This is a genomic window from Streptomyces tatrensis (assembly GCF_049310065.1).
Lineage (GTDB): Bacteria > Actinomycetota > Actinomycetes > Streptomycetales > Streptomycetaceae > Streptomyces.
The window spans coordinates 3,323,863-3,341,264 of record NZ_JBMDLB010000011.1; the positions used below are offsets into that span (position 1 = coordinate 3,323,863).

Here is a 17,402-nt window from a genome sequence, read left to right on the forward strand (position 1 = left end):
GGACTGCAAACACCGCCGGGGCCGGACGAGTCCCACCAAGGCCGGAGGGATCCGGGACTGCGAACGCCGGCGAGGCTGGACGAGTCCCGGAAGGGCCGGAGGGGCCGGAGGAGTACCGGCGGAGCCGGAGGAGTCCCGGAGGGGCCGGAGGAGTCCCGGAGGGGCCGGAGGAGTCCCGGCGGAGCCGGGGATGGCTCCGGACCCGCCGAGACCGGAAGAGTCCCCGCAGGGCCGGGGAGGCCGCCGGACCGGCCAAGGCCGGACGAGTCCCGGCGGAGCCGGGGATCCCTCCGGACCGGCCGAAAGATCCTGATGCTGCTCCGCCCCAGCCCCGACCCGCGAACGCCGCCGGAGCTGGGGCTAGAGCTGAAGCTCCCTCTCGATACGGGACCGGATCAGGTCGTCGCTTCCGGGCGGCGGGTCTTCTGCCAGGGGTACTGGGGGGGCGGGGTGGGCTCGGAGAGGGCCGCGGGCTCCGGGGTGTTCCACGTGGGAGTCGCGCGGGGGAGGTCGTCGGCCGGTGCCTGGGACCAGTCCCGCAGGGCGCCCGACTCGACGTCGATCTGGGCCGACAGGTGCGACAGGTCGTCCTCCGCGAAGCGCCGGGCGCGGTCGCGGGCCGCCCAGCGCAGCGAGTCCGACGCCTGCGTGATCTGCGCCGTGCGCTCCCGCAGGTCCGGCAGGACCGCCGCGATCCGCTGGCGGTCGGGCTCCGCCTCCAGGCGCTTCAGTTCGCCGTCGAGTTCGTGCCCGTGCGCGCTCAGCCGCTCGAACAGCCCGATCGACTCCTTCAGCGAGGCGTCCGTCTGGACCCCCTCGTACAGCGCCTGCTGCGTCGCCCGCATCGAGTTCCGCAGGTCCAGCCGCAGTGTGGCCAGCGCACCCGTGACACCGACCTGGCCGAAGCTGCGGGCCTTCAGGGTGGTGTCCTCCACGGTGCGGCGGGCTTGGGTGATGGTCCGGTCCACGCCGCGCGCGGCAGCCTTGACCACCTTCGTCGTCACGTAGACACCGAGCCCCAGAAAAGCGAACAGCAGCACCAGGGCCACGATGATGAAGGCCTCCTCCATGAACGGTCCCTTCCCCAGCCGATTGCGTCCCTTCCACCGTAAACGCCACGGGCAGGCCGCGGGTTCCAATCGAACCCCCAACCTGCCCGTACGGGATTACCCCTACTCACGTCAGACGGCGACGTCAGACGACGATGTTCACCAGCTTCGGCGCGCGCACGATCACCTTGCGGATCTCCGCCCCGCCCAGCGCCGCCACGACCGCCTCGTCGCCCAGCGCCAGCTGCTCCAGCTCGGCGTCCGAGATCGTCGGAGACACCTCCAGGCGGGCCTTGACCTTGCCCTTGATCTGGACGACGCACGTGACACTCTCGTCCACGACGTACGCCGGGTCCGCGACCGGGAAGTCCTGGTGGACGACCGACTCGCCGTGGCCCAGGCGCTGCCACAGCTCCTCCGCGATGTGCGGCGCCAGCGGGGCCACCAGCAGCACCAGGCGCTCCGCGACCGAGCGCTCCAGCGGCCGGCCCGCCTTCGTCAGGGTGTTGTTCAGCTCGGTGATCTTCGCGATGGCGGTGTTGAAGCGCAGCCCGGCCATGTCGCCGCCGACCCCGTCGATCGCCTTGTGCAGCGCGCGCAGGGTGGCCTCGTCGGGCTCCCCGTCGACGACCGTCACGGCGCCCGACTCCTCGTCCACCACGTTGCGCCACAGGCGCTGCAGCAGGCGGTACTGGCCGACCACGGCACGGGTGTCCCAGGGACGCGAGACGTCCAGGGGGCCCATCGCCATCTCGTACAGGCGCAGGGTGTCCGCGCCGTACTCCTCGCAGATCTCGTCCGGCGTGACGGCGTTCTTCAGGGACTTGCCCATCTTGCCGTGCTCACGCTTGACCGGCTCGCCCTGGTAGAAGTAGCCGCCGTCCCGCTCCTCGACCTCGGCCGCCGGGACGTACACACCGCGCGAGTCGGTGTACGCGTACGCCTGGATCATGCCCTGGTTGAACAGCTTGTGGAACGGCTCCACCGAGGAGACGTGCCCCAGGTCGAACAGCACCTTGGACCAGAAGCGCGCGTACAGCAGGTGCAGCACCGCGTGCTCGGCGCCGCCCACGTACAGGTCGACGCCGCCGTGCGGCTGGCCCTCGCGCGGGCCCATCCAGTACTGCTCGATCTCCGGGTCGACCAGGGCCGAGCCGTTGTTCGGGTCCAGGTAGCGCAGCTCGTACCAGCAGGAGCCGGCCCAGTTCGGCATGGTGTTGGTCTCGCGCCGGAACGGGCGCACCCCGCGCCCGTCGCCCAGGTCCAGCTCGACGTTGACCCACTCCGCGTTGCGCGACAGCGGGGTCTCCGGCTTGGAGGTGGCGTCGTCCGGCTCGAAGGTGCGCGGCGAGTAGTCCTCGACCTCGGGCAGTTCCAGCGGCAGCATCGACTCGGGCAGCGGGTAGGCCACGCCGTCCTCGTCGTAGACGATCGGGAAGGGCTCGCCCCAGTACCGCTGGCGGCTGAACAGCCAGTCGCGCAGCCGGAAGTTGACGGTGCCCTCGCCGATGCCGCGCCCGGCCAGCCAGTCGGTGATCGCGGCCTTGGCCTCGACCACGCCCAGGCCGTCCAGCGAGACGCCGTCGCCCGTCGAGTTGACGATGGTGCCGTCGTACGAGGAGAACGCGTCCTCCCACTCCAGCGGGTCCGCGTCGCGGTCGTCCGTCGGCTGGACGACGCAGCGCATCGGCAGCTCGAAGGCGCGCGCGAACTCGAAGTCGCGGCTGTCGTGCGCCGGGACGGCCATGATCGCGCCGGTGCCGTAGCCCATCAGCACGTAGTCCGCGATGAAGACCGGGACCAGGTCCCCGCTGACCGGGTTGGTCGCGTACGCGCCGGTGAAGACGCCGGTCTTGTCCTTGGCCTCGGCCTGCCGCTCGACGTCGGACTTCGAGGCGGCCTGCTTGCGGTACGAGTCCACGGCATCGGCCGGGGTCGCGTTGCCGCCGGTCCACAGCTGGTGGGTGCCCTCGGGCCACTCGGCCGGGACGATCTTCGCGACCAGTTCGTGCTCGGGGGCCAGCACCATGTAGGTGGCGCCGAACAGCGTGTCGGGGCGGGTGGTGAAGACGGTGATGGCGTCGCCGTCGCCGACCGCGAAGTCCACGCGCGCGCCCTCGCTGCGGCCGATCCAGTTGCGCTGCTGCAGCTTGATGGCCTCGGGCCAGTCCAGCGCGTCCAGGTCGTCGATCAGGCGGTCGGCGTAGGCCGTGATCCGCATGTTCCACTGGCTCAGCTTGGACTTGAAGACGGGGAAGTTGCCGCGCTCGGAGCGGTTGTCGGCGGTGACCTCCTCGTTGGCCAGTACGGTGCCCAGCCCGGGGCACCAGTTGACGGGCGCGTCCGAGGCGTACGCCAGCCGGTACTCGTTCAGTACGTCGGCCCGCTCGGCGGCGCTCAGCGCGGCCCAGGAGGCTCCGCCGGGCAGCTCGCGGGAGCCGTCCTCGAAGGCGGCGACCAGCTCGGCGATGGGCCGGGCCTTCGCGGCGTCCGCGTCGTACCAGGAGTTGTAGATCTGCAGGAAGATCCACTGGGTCCACTTGTAGTAGTCCGGGTCGATCGTCGCGAACGAGCGGCGCTTGTCGTGGCCCAGACCCAGCCGGCGCAGCTGGACCTTCATGTTCTCGATGTTCGCCTCGGTCGACACGCGCGGGTGCGTACCGGTCTGCACGGCGTACTGCTCGGCCGGCAGGCCGAAGGCGTCGAAGCCCAGGGTGTGCAGGACGTTGTGGCCGGTCATCCGCTGGTGGCGGGCGAAGACGTCGGTGGCGATGTACCCGAGCGGGTGGCCGACGTGCAGGCCCGCGCCCGAGGGGTACGGGAACATGTCCATGATGAACTTCTTGGGGCGCGCCACGACCGCGGGGTCGCCGGCCAGGTCACCGGTCGGGTTCGGGGCCTCGTAGGTGCCCTGCGCGTCCCATACGTCCTGCCAGCGTGCCTCGATGTCGGCGGCCATGGCAGCCGTGTAACGGTGCGCCTCGGCCGCCTCGGGGGCCGGGGTGTTCGTCTCGCTCATGATTCCTGAAGCTCCATCGATCGTCTCTGCCGGTTCTGCTGCCCAAACGAAAAAACCCCTCGCACAGGAGGGGGCGCCGCGCCGGGGCCGACCGCTTCGTGGGGTCGGAACTGTTCAGCGCGGCTCGGTAAGCAGAAGGCGTACGGCACGCATGGCGTCAGGGTACCGCAGCGGCCCCGACGGGCGCTCTGCCCTTCCGGCGGGCGGACGCACGGCCGGTGGACCCACAACCTGTGGGCGCACAACCTGTGGGCGCACAACGAAAAGCGGGCCACCGTTTCCGGTGGCCCGCTTCTTCACTGTGGAGCTATGGAGAATTGAACTCCAGACCTCCTGCATGCCATGCAGGCGCTCTACCAACTGAGCTATAGCCCCTTGTCTTGCCTGCCGCTTCGTGGCCCGTTTCCGGTGCCCCTTGGCGACATCCCAAACATTACACGGTGATGGCCCTGGTCCAAAAATCGGTTTCCGCGCGCCCCGGGCCATGTCCGTTTCATGGCGATCCGTCACATGCCCCGGCTCATTGCGCATCCCTGCGCCACGCCGCTGCGCAGCCCTGCGTCACGCCGCTGCGCGTCCCCGCGTCACGCCCGCGCGAACTGGTAGAACCGCTTCAGCGTGCAGTGTTCGTCGAGCAGCCGCCCGTAGATCGGCTCGCCCTCCAGTTCGCGGTACGTCTCGATGGGGTCGCCTTTTATGATCAGCGCCCGCGCGCACTCCTCGCACCAGTACTGGTAGTCGGGGTTGACCGGCTCCATGTCCCGCACGATCGGCGTGCCGTTGTTGCACCAGTCGCACCGCCGCCGGTGTGCACCCATCCGTCAGCGACTCCCTCCCGCGTCGGGCCGTCGTCGTCCCCCTCCGGCCGTCCGATTCTGCCATGCCGGTGCTCGCTCGGGCAGCTGTGGACAAAAGCAAAGATCCCGCCCCCTGTTGGGGACGGGATCTTGATTGTGGAGCTATGGAGAATTGAACTCCAGACCTCCTGCATGCCATGCAGGCGCTCTACCAACTGAGCTATAGCCCCGCTCTCCGCGACGCTCCCCCCGTTTCCGGTGTTCTGCGCTGCGAACAAGAAGAACTCTAGCCTGTGACCAGCCGGAAAGTGAAATCCGGGTGGGAGCCGCTCCGAGGTGGGCTCAGTCGTCGTCGCCGAGCACCGGTTCGGGCAGCGTGCCGGCGTTGTGTTCCATCAGCCGCCAGCCCCTCGCGCCCTCGCCCAGGACGGACCAGCAGCAGTTGGAGAGCCCGCCCAGGCCCTCCCAGTAGTACGAGTCCAGGCCCAGCAGGCGGCCGATCGTCGTACGGATGGTGCCGCCGTGGCTGACCACCACGAGCGTGCCGCCGGGGGGCAGCCGGTCGGCGTGTTCCAGCACCACCGGCGCGGCACGGTCGGCGACCTCGGTCTCCAGCTCGCCGCCACCGCGGCGGACCGCCTCGCCGCGCTTCCACGCCGCGTACTGGTCGCCGTACTTGCCCAGGATCTCGTCGTGCGTGAGGCCCTGCCATTCGCCGGCGTACGTCTCGCGCAGCGCCTCGTCGTGCGTCACCGCCAGACCCGTGACGGCCGCCAGCTCGGCAGCCGTGGCGGAGGCGCGCATCAGGTCCGAGGCGACGATGGCGTCGGGCTGCAGCGAGGCGAGCAGCCGGGCGGCACGGCGCGCCTGCGCCACACCGGCCTCGGTCAGCTCGATGTCCGTGGAGCCCTGGAAGCGGCGCTCCAGGTTCCACGAGGTCTGGCCGTGCCGCCACAGGACGATCTTGCGGCTGGTCTGGCCGTTGCCGCTGGTCGTACCGCCGCTGGTCGTACCGTCGCCGGCCGTACCTTCGCGGGTCACACCCTCAGGGGTCGTGCCGTCGTGGGTCGCGCTCAGAACAGATCACCGTCCAGTTCGTCGTCGCCCTGCGCGGCGCGCAGCGCGGCGTGCTCCTCGGCCTTGCCCTTGGTGAGCTTCGCGTCCTCGGGGAGGTCGATCTCGGGGCAGTCCTTCCACAGGCGCTCCAGCGCGTAGAAGACGCGCTCCTCGCTGTGCTGCACGTGGACGACGATGTCGATGTAGTCGAGCAGGATCCAGCGGGCGTCGCGGTCGCCTTCGCGGCGCACCGGCTTGGCGCCCAGCTCCTTCTGGAGCTTCTCCTCGATCTCGTCGACGATCGACTTGACCTGGCGGTCGTTGGGAGCCGAAGCGAGCAGGAAGGCGTCGGTGATCGACAGCACGTCGCTGACGTCGTACGCGATGATGTCGTGCGCGAGCCGGTCGGCCGCGGCCTGGGCGGCGGCGGTGATGAGCTCGATGGAGCGGTCCGTGGCGGTCACTGGCCATGCTTTCGGGTTGGCGGGCAGATTCTTACAAGGGTCTCATGTACCGCCGACACCGCCCGCGCGCAGCGTGCCGCGCGGGCGGAGCCGCACCCGTAGGGCGCCGCCGGAGTAGGCCGCAGTAGGCCTCGTAAGGGGTCAGGACGGTTTGTAATCCTTGCCCAGGGTCACCACGACGTCCGCGTTCACCGCGTTCTCGGCCTTCTTCACGGCCGTCTCGGGCAGTCCCAGCGTCTTGGCGACCTCGATCGCCTTGTCCCGCTGCGCGTCGTCCTGGTACGTGATCTGCGACGCGGGCACCGTCTTGTCGGCCTTGCCGCCGTCCACCAGGGTGTAGCCGCCGTTGAGCAGGGCCGCCTTCGCCGCCGTGTTCGTCTTGTCGTCGCCGGTGGCGTCCTTCAGGCCGACCCGCGGCAGGGCCCCGGGCTGGGCCTCCGTGACGGAGCCGCCGAGGACCTCCTTGACGACCTTCTTGTTGGCCTCGTCCGTGAGGCCGCCGTCCGGCTTCACCCCGAGCACGTCGGTGCGGTACGCGCCCACCTTGGCGTGCTCGCCGAGCTTGGACAGGAGCGCGCCCAGCGTCTGCGCGTTCAGCGCCGGGTCCAGGATCTGCCCGGTGGTCTCCACGGTCATCGCCGCCGACTTCGGATCGCCGGGCACCTTGCGCAGCAGGCCCAGCAGGACCTTGCCGAGCCGGTCGAGCTGCTTGGCCTCCGGCTCGCCCGGCGCCCGGTACGTGGCGTAGGCGACGGCCATCGCACCGCTGAGGCTCTGCTTCGGGCCCTTGCCGACGGCGGGCACCTTCGCCGCATCGTCCGCCGGGACGGCCACGTCGGTGTCGACCTCGATGCCGCCGACCAGCTCCACGAAGTTTTCCAGGAAGGGGGTGTCCAGCCGCCAGGTGCCGCCGATGCGGGTGCCGAAGACCGAGTCGAGGGATTCCCGTACGCCCAGGCCGCCGTCCTCGACGGCCTTGCCCAGCTGGGCCGTGGTGCCGTCGTCCTTGGAGACGTTCAGCGTGTTCGGCACCAGCACGGTGGCGCCCCGCTTGGTGGTCACGTTGTCGACGAGCAGCGCCGTGGAGGTGCCGCCCTTCCTGGTGTTGTGCACGTGCACGACGATCATGTCGCGCTTCTGCGGGCCGGTGGCGGAAGCGCCGTTCGACGCCTTGCCGGGGCCCTCCAGGAACGGCAGCTTGCCCGCGTACCAGAGGTAGCCGAGGCCCGCGACGACGAAGAGCGCCAGGACGACGATCAGCGCCACCACCCGGTTGCGGCCGCGCCGGCGGGCCTCCTCGCGGCGCTCGGTCCGGCTCTCGGTGAAGGCGAGCCAGTCGATGACGTCCTCGGAGTCCTCGTCCGGCTGGTCGATGAAGGCGAACTGCTCGGTCTGGTACGAGGGCCCCTGGCCCTGTGCGCCCCGTCCCTGTGCGCCCTGCCCGTCGTCGGCCCGGCGGGGCTCCGGGACCTGCGCGGCGGGGCGGTACTCCGGCTCGGGCGCGGGGGCCCGCAGGGGCGCCTGCGGCGGGGCCTCGGGAGCGGCCTGCTGCGGGATCCACTGCTGGGTGGCCTGGGTGTCGTACTGCGGCTGGGACTGGGTGTCGTACCCGTACTGCGGGGCCTGGGGAGCCTGGGGGTACTGCTGCTGGGGCTGCTGCGGGTAGTACTGCGGGGGCTGCTGCGGCTGCTGCTGATGGGTCTGATGGGGCTGCTGCCGGTCGTAGCCCTGGTAGTCGTAGCCGTAGCCCTGCTCGTACTGCTGCTGCCCGTAGGGGGGCGCGGGCTCGGGGGCGGGCTGCGCGGGCACCTGGCTGTACACCGGCCGCCCGTACGCGTCGTAGCCGACGAGCTGCTGCTCCTGGCCGGCATACGGGTCGTACGGCTCGTGTCGGTCGTTCACCGCGGGGCCCCTCTCTCCGGAAGCTCAGGCTCCCCGGTACAGCTCACGCTTGTCGATGTAGCGGACCACGCCGTCGGGCACGAGGTACCAGACAGGATCCCCCTTGGCCACGCGGGCACGGCAGTCCGTGGACGAAATGGCCAGCGCCGGAACCTCCACGAGGGAGACGCCGCCCTCGGGCAGGCCGTCGTCGGTGAGCACGTGGCCCGGCCGGGTGACGCCGATGAAGTGCGCGAGGGCGAAGAGTTCCTCGGCGTTCCGCCAGGTCAGGATCTGTGCAAGGGCGTCGGCGCCGGTGATGAAGAAGAGGTCGGCGTCGTCGTTGAGGGCGCTCAGGTCCCTCAGGGTGTCGATCGTGTACGTCGGGCCACCGCGGTCGATGTCGATGCGGCTCACCGAGAACTGCGGGTTCGAGGCGGTCGCGATGACCGTCATCAGGTACCGGTCCTCGGCGGACGACACGGCCCGCTGCGACTTCTGCCACGGCTCGCCGGTCGGTACGAACATCACCTCGTCGAGGTGGAACAGCGCGGCCACCTCGCTGGCGGCCACCAGGTGTCCGTGGTGGATCGGGTCGAATGTCCCGCCCATCACCCCGAGCCTGCGCTTCACCGGGCCGGTAGGCACTTCCTGCTCTCCCATGAGCGCAGAGCCTACTGTCCCGGTGGCGCGGCAGGGACCCGCCTACGGGCGCGTACTCGTCGGGCAGAACGTTCGGGGGTTCAGCGGTCCCGGTTCAGGCGCGTGGTGACCCACAGCATCAGCAGGAGGATGCCGAAGGCGGCGCCACCGGTCAGGTACGGGTTCAGGCTGTCGTGGTTGCCGCCGTGCTTCTCGGCTCCCTCCGAGGCGAGGACGACCAGGTTGTGGGCGGTGGAGGCGAGGCTCATCAGGCAGGTACCTATCGGGTCGGGGAGCGGGCGGAGACTTCGCTCACATCGTATGCGGGGGCCTGGGGCACGCTCACGCCGACTCAGGCGTTGGAGAGGATAGACGGGCGGCCAGCCGCACACATCAACGGGGAGGGCGCTATGACGGGGACGGGATTCGAAAAGGCACCGGCGCGGGACCGCAAGAGGTTCCCCGGTATTTCCTCACGGGCGTACGAGCATCCGGCGGACCGGTCCGCGCTCGTGGCCCTGCGCAAACTGACCGGCTTCGACACGGTCTTCAAAACGCTGAGCGGGCTGCTGCCCGAGCGCAGTCTGAGACTGCTCTTCCTGTCGGACTCCGTCCGGGTGGGCGAGACCCAGTTCCCGCACCTGCACGCGATGCTCCTGGACGCCTGTTACATCCTGGACCTGGAGAAGGTCCCGCAGATGTACGTCCAGCAGGACCCGAAGCCCAACGCCATGTGCATCGGCCTGGACGAGCCGATCATCGTGGTCACCACGGGCCTCGTCGAGCTCCTGGACGAGGAGGAGATGCGGGCGGTGGTGGGCCACGAGGTGGGCCACGCGCTGTCGGGGCACGCCGTGTACCGCACGATCCTGCTGTTCCTGACGACCCTGGCGCTCAAGATCGCGTGGATCCCGCTGGGCAATGTGGCGATCATGGGGCTCGTGACGGCGCTGCGCGAGTGGTTCCGCAAGTCGGAGCTGTCCGCGGACCGGGCGGGCCTGCTGGTGGGACAGGACGTGCACGCCTCGATGCGCGGGCTGATGAAGCTCGCGGGCGGCAACCACCTCCACGAGATGAATGTCGACGCGTTCCTCGCCCAGGCCGAGGAGTACGAGAAGAGCGGCGATCTGCGCGACTCCGTCCTGAAGATCCTCAACGTGCTGCCCCGGACGCACCCCTTCACCACGGTGCGGGCGTCCGAGCTGAAGAAGTGGTCGCAGAACCGGGACCACCAGCGGATCATGGACGGCCACTACCCGCGCCGCGAGGACGACAAGGACACCTCGGTGACCGACTCCTTCCGGCAGTCGGCCGCGCACTACGCCGACACGGTGCGCACGAGCAAGGACCCGCTGATGAAGCTGGTCGGCGACATCGTCGGCGGTACGGCGGACCTGGGCGGCAAGCTGCGGGACAAGTTCTCGGGCATGGGCGCCTCGGGTGCGGGCGGCTCCACGGGCACGGGCGGCTCCACGGGCGCCAGTGGCAGCGCCGAGAACAAGGGCACGGACACGGACACCGGCAAGGGCGGAGCTACGGAGCAGGGCTGACGCCCCGCCCCGGGGCGGCGGCCGGGGACGCCGGGGACTGTGGCGTCCCCGGCGGCTCCGGCGTGGCCGTCGGCGCGAGCATCCCGCACAGCCCGGCCGTGCGGCGCGGACTGCCGCTGGCGTACGGGTCGGTCGCCGCCGGGCCGGTGGTGGTCGGCCCGGCGCCGGCCGGCATCGGGCGGAAGCCTGCTGCCGGGTCGGCGGAGCAGGCCTGCGGGCCGGCCATCACGTAGGCAGAGACGAGCTCCGCGCGCCGGGCCGTGAGGTCGTCGCGGTCGAAGCGCAGCCGCAGCTCCCGGCGGACGGTGAAGAGCGAGGCGCCGTCCGCCGCGGCAGGCTGGCCTGTAGCCGGGCGCACGGCGTAGACGAAGGTGTGGTCGGAGGTCACCTCCAGCGCGTTCGGAGCGGTCTCCGCGAAGGCGAGGACCCCGCTGACCCGGACCCGGGTGTCGGCCACCACGGCGGTCGCCGGGTCGAAGCGGACGAGCCAGCCGGTGATGGCGTGCCGCCCGTTGCCGGCCGGCGCGAGCATGCTCTGGTCGAACTGCGTCAGCTGGTCGGGGTCGAGCAGCACGCGCACCGGCCGGGAGGCCTCGCCGGACAGGACGTCGGGGTCCAGCGAGGACTGCACCAGGTAGTCCTTGGCGATGGTCAGCGCGGTTTGGACCTGCTCGTCGCTGAAGTGGCGGGTACGGCGCACGCCGGGAAAGGTGATCCCGGCCGCCCCGACGCGGTACTGGGCCGCCGGGCTCTTCTCGTACAGGTCGGCGGGCCGGCCGCCCGGCACGGCCTCGGAGGGCGCGAGCGGGACGACGGTGCTGCTCATCGCCTCGGCCGGGGCTCCGGCAGGCGGCACGTAGGGGTTGCGCAGCCCCATGTAGACGGCGCCCGCGAGCGCCAGGGCGATGCACAGCACGATGATCCGGCCCTGCCGGGCCGCGCCGCCGGAGCCGCTCCGGGGACCCGGATGGCTTCCGCCGCTCGACCAGATCGACCGGCTCCGTACGGCGCGGGCGTGCTCGCCCATGCGCTCCTGTGCGGAGAACTCCTGAAGCCGGGCAGCCCGGACGAAGTCCTCGTCGAACACCACCGACCGGTACTCATCGGCCCGGAACTCGTCGTCGGCCCCGCCGGCACCCTCGGGGGTGCCGTTCGGCGGATCTCCTGGCATGGCCATCGCTTCTCCCCGCTGTCCCGCTCCAGAGAAGCCCCCGGCTCCGGCGATGGGGAGCGGGGTCGTACCTTCAGGGTTGGCGGATGGCGCGGTCCATAAACGCTCCGGCGCCGGTGACTTCCCCCATCGGGGTGCTGGCGGGGGCCGGAACCTGTTCCGCGTCGCTCGCCGCGCTGCGGTACACGGCGCTGAAGGCGAGCGCGATCATGCCGAGGCCCATCACGAAGGCGAGCACCCAGGCGACCGGGCGCAGCCACGGCGAGCGGCCGCGGTAGGGGCGCAGGCTGCCGCCGTAGGCCCCGTACGGGCCCTCCGCGGAGGCGGCTCCGTGGCTGTGGTCCCAGCCGGAGTCGTCGGAGTGGTGGCCGTCGGCGCCGCCGTAGGCGTACGCGTCGTAGTCCTCGTCGCCCGTCCAGCCGCCTGCGAAGGCGGCGCGGGCGGCCTCGGCCGCCTCGGCGCGCGCCCGGTCGCCGGCCCGCTGGCGCTCTGCGGCGCTCGGTTCACGGATCTCGGCGTTCCGGACGAAGTCCTCGTCGAACACCACGGAGGCGAAGTCCTTGTCCGCGCCTCCGCGGTCGTCGTCGGGCTCCCCGTCGTCCGGGAACGGTTTGCCCCCCACGTCGTCCGGCACGAGACCAGCGTAGACCTGAGGGACGCCTTTGGGCAGGGTGAAGGCCGAAATCCGGCCACACCGTGTTCAGCGGGCGACTACCGTACGTGACCGTCGCCGGTGACGATGTACTTGGTCGAGGTGAGCTCGGGAAGCCCCATCGGGCCCCGGGCGTGCAGCTTCTGCGTGGAGATGCCGATCTCCGCACCGAAGCCGAACTGACCACCGTCCGTGAACCGGGTGGAGGCATTCACGGCGACCGTGGTCGAGTCGACCAGCTGGGTGAAGAGGCGCGCGGCGGCCTGCGAGGTGGTGACGATCGCCTCGGTGTGGCCGGAGGTCCAGCGGCGGATGTGGGCGACGGCCTCGTCGAGGGAGTCCACGACACCGGCGGCGATGTCGTACGAGAGGTACTCGGCGGCCCAGTCCTCGTCGGTGGCGGGGAGGGCGGTGACCTTGGAGTCCTGCGCGTACCCGAGCACCCGCTCGTCGCCGTGCACGGTCACGCCGGCGTCGGCGAGGGCGTCCAGGGCGAGCGGCAGGAAGGCGTCGGCGATGTCCCGGTGGACCAGGAGGGTCTCCGCGGAGTTGCAGACGGAGGGGCGCTGGGCCTTGGAGTTGACGAGGATGTCCACGGCCATGGCCAGGTCGGCCTGGGCGTCCACGTAGACGTGGCAGTTGCCGGTACCGGTCTCGATGACCGGGACGATGGATTCCTCGACGACGGTCTTGATGAGCGAGGCACCGCCGCGCGGGATGAGGACGTCGACGAGGCCGCGGGCTCGCATCAGCTCGCGGACGGAGTCGCGGGACTCCCCCGGTACGAGCTGGATGGCGTCGGCGGGGAGGCCGGCCGATGCGACGGCGTCGCGCAGGATGGCGACGAGGGCCGTGTTGGAGGCGTAGGCCGAGGAGGAGCCGCGCAGGAGGACCGCGTTGCCGGACTTCAGGCAGAGGGCGGCGGCGTCGACGGTGACGTTGGGGCGGGCCTCGTAGATGATGCCGACGACGCCGAGCGGGACGCGGATCTGGCGGAGGTCGATCCCGTTGGGGAGCGTGGAGCCGCGGACGACCTCGCCGACGGGGTCGGGCAGGGCCGCGACGTCACGGACGTCGGAGGCGATGGCCGCGATGCGGTCGGGGGTGAGGGTGAGGCGGTCGATGACGGTCTCGCTGGTCCCGGCGGCGGCCGCCTTCGCGGTGTCGACGGCGTTGGCCTCCACGATCTCGGCCGTACGGGCCTCCAGCGCGTCCGCGATGGCCAGCAGGGCCTTGTCCTTGGCGGACCGCGGGAGTGGGGCGATGGCCGCGGCGGCGATCCGGGCGGCTTGCGCGGTGGCGATCACGGGCGAGGTCGTGGCATCGAGCGAGGTCATGCCGCCAGGGTAATCCCCGCCGGCCCCGGCCCCGATGGGCTTCCACCCCCCGAGACACCTTCCCTTCCCGACGCGGGTGCTCGCCACCTGCGCCTGACGCGAGGCCCGGTGGGCGGGTGCGGCTGGGTCGGCCCTGCGGGGCGAAGTCCCCTACCCGCCCTTCCACCGTTCCCCGGACTCCGCCCGGACCCCCTGGGGCTCCGCCCCAGACCCCGGTCCTCAAACGCCGGCGAGGCTGAATTTTGCCGCGCAGCGGCAAATCCAGCCCGTCCGGCGTTTGAGGACCGGGTCCGGGCAGCGCCCGGGGAACGGGCGAAGGGCGGGTAGGGGAACTCCGCCCCGCAGGGCCCAGCCACCCGCACCCACCCACCGGGACCCGCGCCGGGACGGCCGTGGCCGCACCGCCGACCGGCCCCCGTCGGACGGAGTCCGGCGCAGCGCCGCGAAGCCGGGGAGGCCCGCAAGGGCCGAGCCGCGCGAGCGGCGCGTTAATAGGGGTGCACGCCCATGGGGTGGGCCGGGGGTGGGCCGTAGCCTTCGGCCACGCGCTGGTGGTAGGTGGCTCGGTCGATGACTTCGAGGCCGACGATCTCCCAGGGCGGGAGCTTCGCCGAGGACCGGTGTTCCCCCCAGAGCCGCAGCGCGACGGCGGCCGCGTCGTGGAGGTCGCGGGCTTCCTCCCAGTACCGGATTTCCGCGTGGTCGTCGGCGTAGCGGCTGGTCAGCAGGAAGGGGTGGTCATGGGCGAGCTGCTCCAGCCCGCGGCGTACGTCGGACAGCGGCGCGGGCTTCCCGGAGACGCTGAGGGTGATGTGCCAGAGACGGGAGGCGTCCCGGTCCTCCCCGGTCCCGCCGACGTCACCGTCCCCGGTGCCGACGCTGGTCAGCGCTCGTCTCACCAGCCGCCTCCTTGTCTGCGCTACGCGTGTCCGCCCCTCACAGTTGACCAGTCCTCGGCTCACCGCGCGGCGGTTTTACCGAACCTCAGCCCTGCAGCAGGACCAGATCGTCGCGGTGGACGACCTCCCGCTCGTACTCGGGTCCGAGTTCCCGCGCGAGCTCACGGGTGGAGCGCCCGAGGAGCTGCGGGAGCTCCTTGGCGTCGAAGTTGACGAGGCCGCGCGCCACCGCCCGGCCGTCGGCCGAGCGCAGCTCCACGGGGTCGCCGGCGACGAAGTCGCCCTCGACCGAGGCGATGCCGGCGGGCAGCAGCGAGCTGCCGCGCTCGGTCACCGCGCGGACGGCGCCGTCGTCCAGGACGAGGTGTCCCTGCGGGGTCGATGCGTGCTGGAGCCAGAGCAGCCGGTCCGTGGAGCGGCGTCCGGTGGAGTGGAAGAGGGTGCCGGTCGCCCGTCCGGCCAGGGCGTCCGCGGCCTGGCTGGCGGAGGTCAGGACGACGGGGATGCCGGCCGCCGCGGCGATGCGCGCCGCCTCGACCTTGGTGGCCATGCCGCCGGTGCCGACGCCCGCCTTGCCGACGCTGCCGATGGTGACGTGGGCGATGTCCTCGGGGCCGCGCACCTCGTCGATGCGGCTGGTGCCGGGCTGGGACGGGTCCCCGTCGTAGAGGCCGTCCACGTCCGAGAGCAGGACGAGGAGGTCGGCGCGGACCAGGTGGGCCACGAGGGCGGCGAGGCGGTCGTTGTCGCCGAAGCGGATCTCGTCGGTGGCGACGGTGTCGTTCTCGTTGACGACGGGCAGTGCCCCCATGGCCAGGAGCTGGTCCAGGGTCCGGTAGGCGTTGCGGTAGTGCGCGCGCCGGCTCGTGTCGTCGGTGGTCAGGAGCACCTGGCCGACGCGTACGCCGTACCGGGCGAAGGAGGCCGTGTAACGGGCGACGAGCAGGCCCTGGCCGACGCTCGCGGCGGCCTGCTGGCGGGCCAGGTCGGTGGGGCGGCGGCGCAGGCCGAGGGGGGAGAGTCCGGCGGCGATGGCTCCGCTGGAGACCAGGACGATCTCCTTCTCGCCGCCGCTGCGCGCCTTGGCCAGTACGTCGACCAGGGCGTCCACCCGGTCGGCGTCGAGTCCGCCGGCCGCCGTGGTCAGGGAGGAGGAGCCGACCTTGACCACGATCCTGCGCGCGTCGAGCACACCCTGCCTAGCCGCTGACACTTCTGTCCCCTTGCCCCTCACCGGAAAACTGACCCTGCCCGCCCAATCTACGGGGTGCCCGGGCGGCGCCGCCCTCCGGTTTCAGACCGTGGACGCGCTGCGGGTCTGCTCCGGTTCTCCGGCCGCGCCGGCCGTCCCCGGAATGAGGATCTTGCGGGAGATGACGAAGGTGAAGGGGATCGCGACGACGGCCGCGACCAGCGGCGCGATCTTGGTGTTCATGCCGGCCCAGGTCACCAGGGCGTACAGGCCGGCGGACTGGACCACGAAGTTCGTGATGTTGGTGAGCGGGAAGAGCAGGAACTTCTTCCAGGTCGGCCGGGTCCGGTAGGTGAAGTAGGTGTTCATGAAGAACGAGCCGACCATCGCCAGCACGAAGGCGAGGGAGTAGGCGGCGAAGTACGGCATCCACGGGTGCAGGAGCAGGTACAGGACGAAGAAGGTTCCGGTGTTGACCCCGCCGACCAGACCGAAGCGGACGATCTGGCCGAGCTGGGTCTTCCGGTCGGTGCCCGGCTTCCCGTTCGTCGTGGTCGACATCAGTTGCTTCGCTCGGCGATCACGGCCTGGGCCTTCGGCAGCTGCTCGTCCCGGATGTCCGTGGGGGCGCCCGTCCGGTCGGTGCCGTGCGACTCCTTCACCAGGAAGTGCGGCCGGCGCTTGGTCTCGTAGTAGATGCGGCCGATGTACTCGCCGATCAGACCCAGCATGATCATCTGAATGCCGCCCAGGCCCGCGATCAGCCCGACGGTGGTGACGTATCCCGGGGATTCCACCCCGTGGGTCATCGCCATGATGGTGATCCACAGGGCGTAGAGGCCCGTCAGGCCCACCAGGGTCACGCCCACCCAGATGCCGATGCGCAGCGGCCGGTTGTTGAACGAGATGAGCCCGTCCATGCCGTAGTTCAGCAGGGCGCCGAACTTCCACTTCGTCTCGCCGGCCTCGCGCTGCGCGTTGCGGTAGTCGAAGTGGACCGTATCGAAGCCGATCCAGGAGAACAGGCCCTTGGAGAAGCGGTTGTACTCGGGCAGCGACAGCAGCGCGTCCACGGCCGGGCGGGACAGCAGCCGGAAGTCGCCGACGCCGTCGGTGAGCTCCACGTCGACCCAGCGGTTGACGCCCCGGTAGTAGAGGCGGCTGAGCGCCGAGCGGAGCTTCTTGTCGCCTTCGCGGGTGCGGCGGGCGATGATCTGGTCGTGGCCCTGCCGGTAGTAGTCGAGCATGGTGGCGATGAGCTCCGGCGGGTGCTGGAGGTCCGCGTCCATGATGACCACGGCGTCGCCGGTCGCCTCGCGCAGGCCCGCGAGCATGCCGGCCTCCTTGCCGAAGTTCCGGCTGAAGGAGACGTAGCGGGTCCGGTCCGTGTGCTGCGCCGCGATCTTGCGGAGCTTTTCGAGGGTTCCGTCACGGCTGCCGTCGTCGACGTAGCAGACCTCGTACTCGACGGGCAGAGCATCGAGAACCTTGCGGATCTCCGTGTCGAAGCTGTCGATGACAGCTTCCTCGTTGTAGCAAGGGACTACTACCGACAGCTTCATGAACACTTCCTGCGGTCCGAACGGGTGGATTACGGCGACCGGACCTGCCACTCACCTCTTATAGAAGTATGCACGCCGCCGGGAACGCCGGCGGGGGGGTCTGCGGCAAGCGGTAGCTTGAACGGAATGAG

Annotated in this window: 16 protein-coding genes and 2 tRNA genes; 1 reads left to right on the forward strand and 17 read right to left on the reverse strand. The window is 71.0% G+C overall.

What is annotated here, in order from left to right; all coding sequences use genetic code 11:
* Positions 1 to 395 precede the first annotated feature (395 nt).
* The 10 genes from ACODT5_RS30895 to ACODT5_RS30940 form a co-directional block, all read right to left on the reverse strand.
* Positions 396 to 1,070: a hypothetical protein gene (locus ACODT5_RS30895; protein WP_422522431.1), complete on the reverse strand. Its 675-nt coding sequence runs from the start codon at positions 1,068 to 1,070 to the stop codon at positions 396 to 398.
* A 124-nt stretch (positions 1,071 to 1,194) separates the two neighbouring features.
* Positions 1,195 to 4,068 carry a leucine--tRNA ligase gene (gene leuS, locus ACODT5_RS30900; RefSeq protein ID WP_422522432.1) on the reverse strand — a complete coding sequence of 958 codons (2,874 nt, stop codon included), beginning with the start codon at positions 4,066 to 4,068 and terminating at the stop codon, positions 1,195 to 1,197.
* A gap of 302 nt (positions 4,069 to 4,370) precedes the next feature.
* A tRNA-Ala gene (locus ACODT5_RS30905) sits at positions 4,371 to 4,443 on the reverse strand.
* 209 nt (positions 4,444 to 4,652) lie between these two features.
* Positions 4,653 to 4,886, reverse strand: coding sequence for a hypothetical protein (locus ACODT5_RS30910; RefSeq protein WP_007264019.1), 234 nt, complete (start codon positions 4,884 to 4,886; stop codon positions 4,653 to 4,655).
* Positions 4,887 to 5,022: 136 nt separating this feature from the next.
* Positions 5,023 to 5,095 (reverse strand) — tRNA-Ala (locus tag ACODT5_RS30915).
* A gap of 112 nt (positions 5,096 to 5,207) precedes the next feature.
* Positions 5,208 to 5,828, reverse strand: a complete 621-nt coding sequence (locus tag ACODT5_RS30920; RefSeq protein ID WP_422525094.1) for a histidine phosphatase family protein — start codon at positions 5,826 to 5,828, stop codon at positions 5,208 to 5,210.
* 110 nt (positions 5,829 to 5,938) lie between these two features.
* Positions 5,939 to 6,385, reverse strand: a complete 447-nt coding sequence (rsfS, locus tag ACODT5_RS30925) for a ribosome silencing factor (protein WP_384657615.1) — start codon at positions 6,383 to 6,385, stop codon at positions 5,939 to 5,941.
* A gap of 141 nt (positions 6,386 to 6,526) precedes the next feature.
* Positions 6,527 to 8,287, reverse strand: coding sequence for an LCP family protein (locus ACODT5_RS30930; protein ID WP_422522433.1), 1,761 nt, complete (start codon positions 8,285 to 8,287; stop codon positions 6,527 to 6,529).
* Between the two features lie 24 nt (positions 8,288 to 8,311).
* On the reverse strand, positions 8,312 to 8,929 hold the full coding sequence (nadD, locus tag ACODT5_RS30935) for a nicotinate-nucleotide adenylyltransferase (protein WP_422522434.1): 618 nt from the start codon (positions 8,927 to 8,929) through the stop codon (positions 8,312 to 8,314).
* Between the two features lie 80 nt (positions 8,930 to 9,009).
* Positions 9,010 to 9,177, reverse strand: coding sequence for a hypothetical protein (locus ACODT5_RS30940; RefSeq protein WP_327252716.1), 168 nt, complete (start codon positions 9,175 to 9,177; stop codon positions 9,010 to 9,012).
* A 141-nt stretch (positions 9,178 to 9,318) separates the two neighbouring features.
* Here ACODT5_RS30940 and ACODT5_RS30945 point away from each other — a divergent pair, with 141 nt between their 5' ends.
* Positions 9,319 to 10,458 carry a M48 family metallopeptidase gene (locus ACODT5_RS30945; protein WP_422522435.1) on the forward strand — a complete coding sequence of 380 codons (1,140 nt, stop codon included), beginning with the start codon at positions 9,319 to 9,321 and terminating at the stop codon, positions 10,456 to 10,458.
* Here the strand turns inward: ACODT5_RS30945 and ACODT5_RS30950 are convergent.
* The 7 genes from ACODT5_RS30950 to ACODT5_RS30980 form a co-directional block, all read right to left on the reverse strand.
* Positions 10,442 to 11,635, reverse strand: coding sequence for an SCO2583 family membrane protein (locus ACODT5_RS30950; protein ID WP_422522436.1), 1,194 nt, complete (start codon positions 11,633 to 11,635; stop codon positions 10,442 to 10,444). The genes ACODT5_RS30945 and ACODT5_RS30950 overlap by 17 nt on opposite strands.
* Before the next feature lie 67 nt (positions 11,636 to 11,702).
* Positions 11,703 to 12,263: an SCO2584 family spore wall biosynthesis protein gene (locus tag ACODT5_RS30955; RefSeq protein ID WP_422522437.1), complete on the reverse strand. Its 561-nt coding sequence runs from the start codon at positions 12,261 to 12,263 to the stop codon at positions 11,703 to 11,705.
* Positions 12,264 to 12,340: 77 nt separating this feature from the next.
* Complete coding sequence (locus ACODT5_RS30960; RefSeq protein ID WP_422522438.1) at positions 12,341 to 13,618, reverse strand: glutamate-5-semialdehyde dehydrogenase; 1,278 nt, start codon at positions 13,616 to 13,618, stop codon at positions 12,341 to 12,343.
* 488 nt (positions 13,619 to 14,106) lie between these two features.
* Positions 14,107 to 14,520, reverse strand: a complete 414-nt coding sequence (locus tag ACODT5_RS30965; RefSeq protein ID WP_422525095.1) for a hypothetical protein — start codon at positions 14,518 to 14,520, stop codon at positions 14,107 to 14,109.
* A gap of 82 nt (positions 14,521 to 14,602) precedes the next feature.
* Positions 14,603 to 15,730 carry a glutamate 5-kinase gene (gene proB / locus ACODT5_RS30970; RefSeq protein WP_422522439.1) on the reverse strand — a complete coding sequence of 376 codons (1,128 nt, stop codon included), beginning with the start codon at positions 15,728 to 15,730 and terminating at the stop codon, positions 14,603 to 14,605.
* Positions 15,731 to 15,811: 81 nt separating this feature from the next.
* On the reverse strand, positions 15,812 to 16,270 hold the full coding sequence (locus ACODT5_RS30975) for a GtrA family protein (protein ID WP_422522440.1): 459 nt from the start codon (positions 16,268 to 16,270) through the stop codon (positions 15,812 to 15,814).
* Positions 16,270 to 17,271, reverse strand: a complete 1,002-nt coding sequence (locus tag ACODT5_RS30980) for a glycosyltransferase family 2 protein (protein ID WP_422522441.1) — start codon at positions 17,269 to 17,271, stop codon at positions 16,270 to 16,272. Before ACODT5_RS30980 ends, ACODT5_RS30975 begins: the two co-directional genes overlap by 1 nt.
* Between the last annotated feature and the right edge of the window lie 131 nt (positions 17,272 to 17,402).

What these genes read in the sequence shown, in the direction of transcription:
- ACODT5_RS30895 (WP_422522431.1), bottom strand. Translation starts at nt 1,070, where the DNA reads ATGGAGGAGGCCTTCATCATCGTGGCCCTGGTGCTGCTGTTCGCTTTT.
- ACODT5_RS30940 (WP_327252716.1), bottom strand. Translation starts at nt 9,177, where the DNA reads ATGAGCCTCGCCTCCACCGCCCACAACCTGGTCGTCCTCGCCTCGGAG.
- nadD (WP_422522434.1), bottom strand. Translation starts at nt 8,929, where the DNA reads ATGGGAGAGCAGGAAGTGCCTACCGGCCCGGTGAAGCGCAGGCTCGGG.
- ACODT5_RS30980 (WP_422522441.1), bottom strand. Translation starts at nt 17,271, where the DNA reads ATGAAGCTGTCGGTAGTAGTCCCTTGCTACAACGAGGAAGCTGTCATC.
- ACODT5_RS30910 (WP_007264019.1), bottom strand. Translation starts at nt 4,886, where the DNA reads ATGGGTGCACACCGGCGGCGGTGCGACTGGTGCAACAACGGCACGCCG.
- ACODT5_RS30950 (WP_422522436.1), bottom strand. Translation starts at nt 11,635, where the DNA reads ATGGCCATGCCAGGAGATCCGCCGAACGGCACCCCCGAGGGTGCCGGC.
- leuS (WP_422522432.1), bottom strand. Translation starts at nt 4,068, where the DNA reads ATGAGCGAGACGAACACCCCGGCCCCCGAGGCGGCCGAGGCGCACCGT.
- ACODT5_RS30960 (WP_422522438.1), bottom strand. Translation starts at nt 13,618, where the DNA reads ATGACCTCGCTCGATGCCACGACCTCGCCCGTGATCGCCACCGCGCAA.
- ACODT5_RS30975 (WP_422522440.1), bottom strand. Translation starts at nt 16,270, where the DNA reads ATGTCGACCACGACGAACGGGAAGCCGGGCACCGACCGGAAGACCCAG.
- ACODT5_RS30945 (WP_422522435.1), top strand. Translation starts at nt 9,319, where the DNA reads ATGACGGGGACGGGATTCGAAAAGGCACCGGCGCGGGACCGCAAGAGG.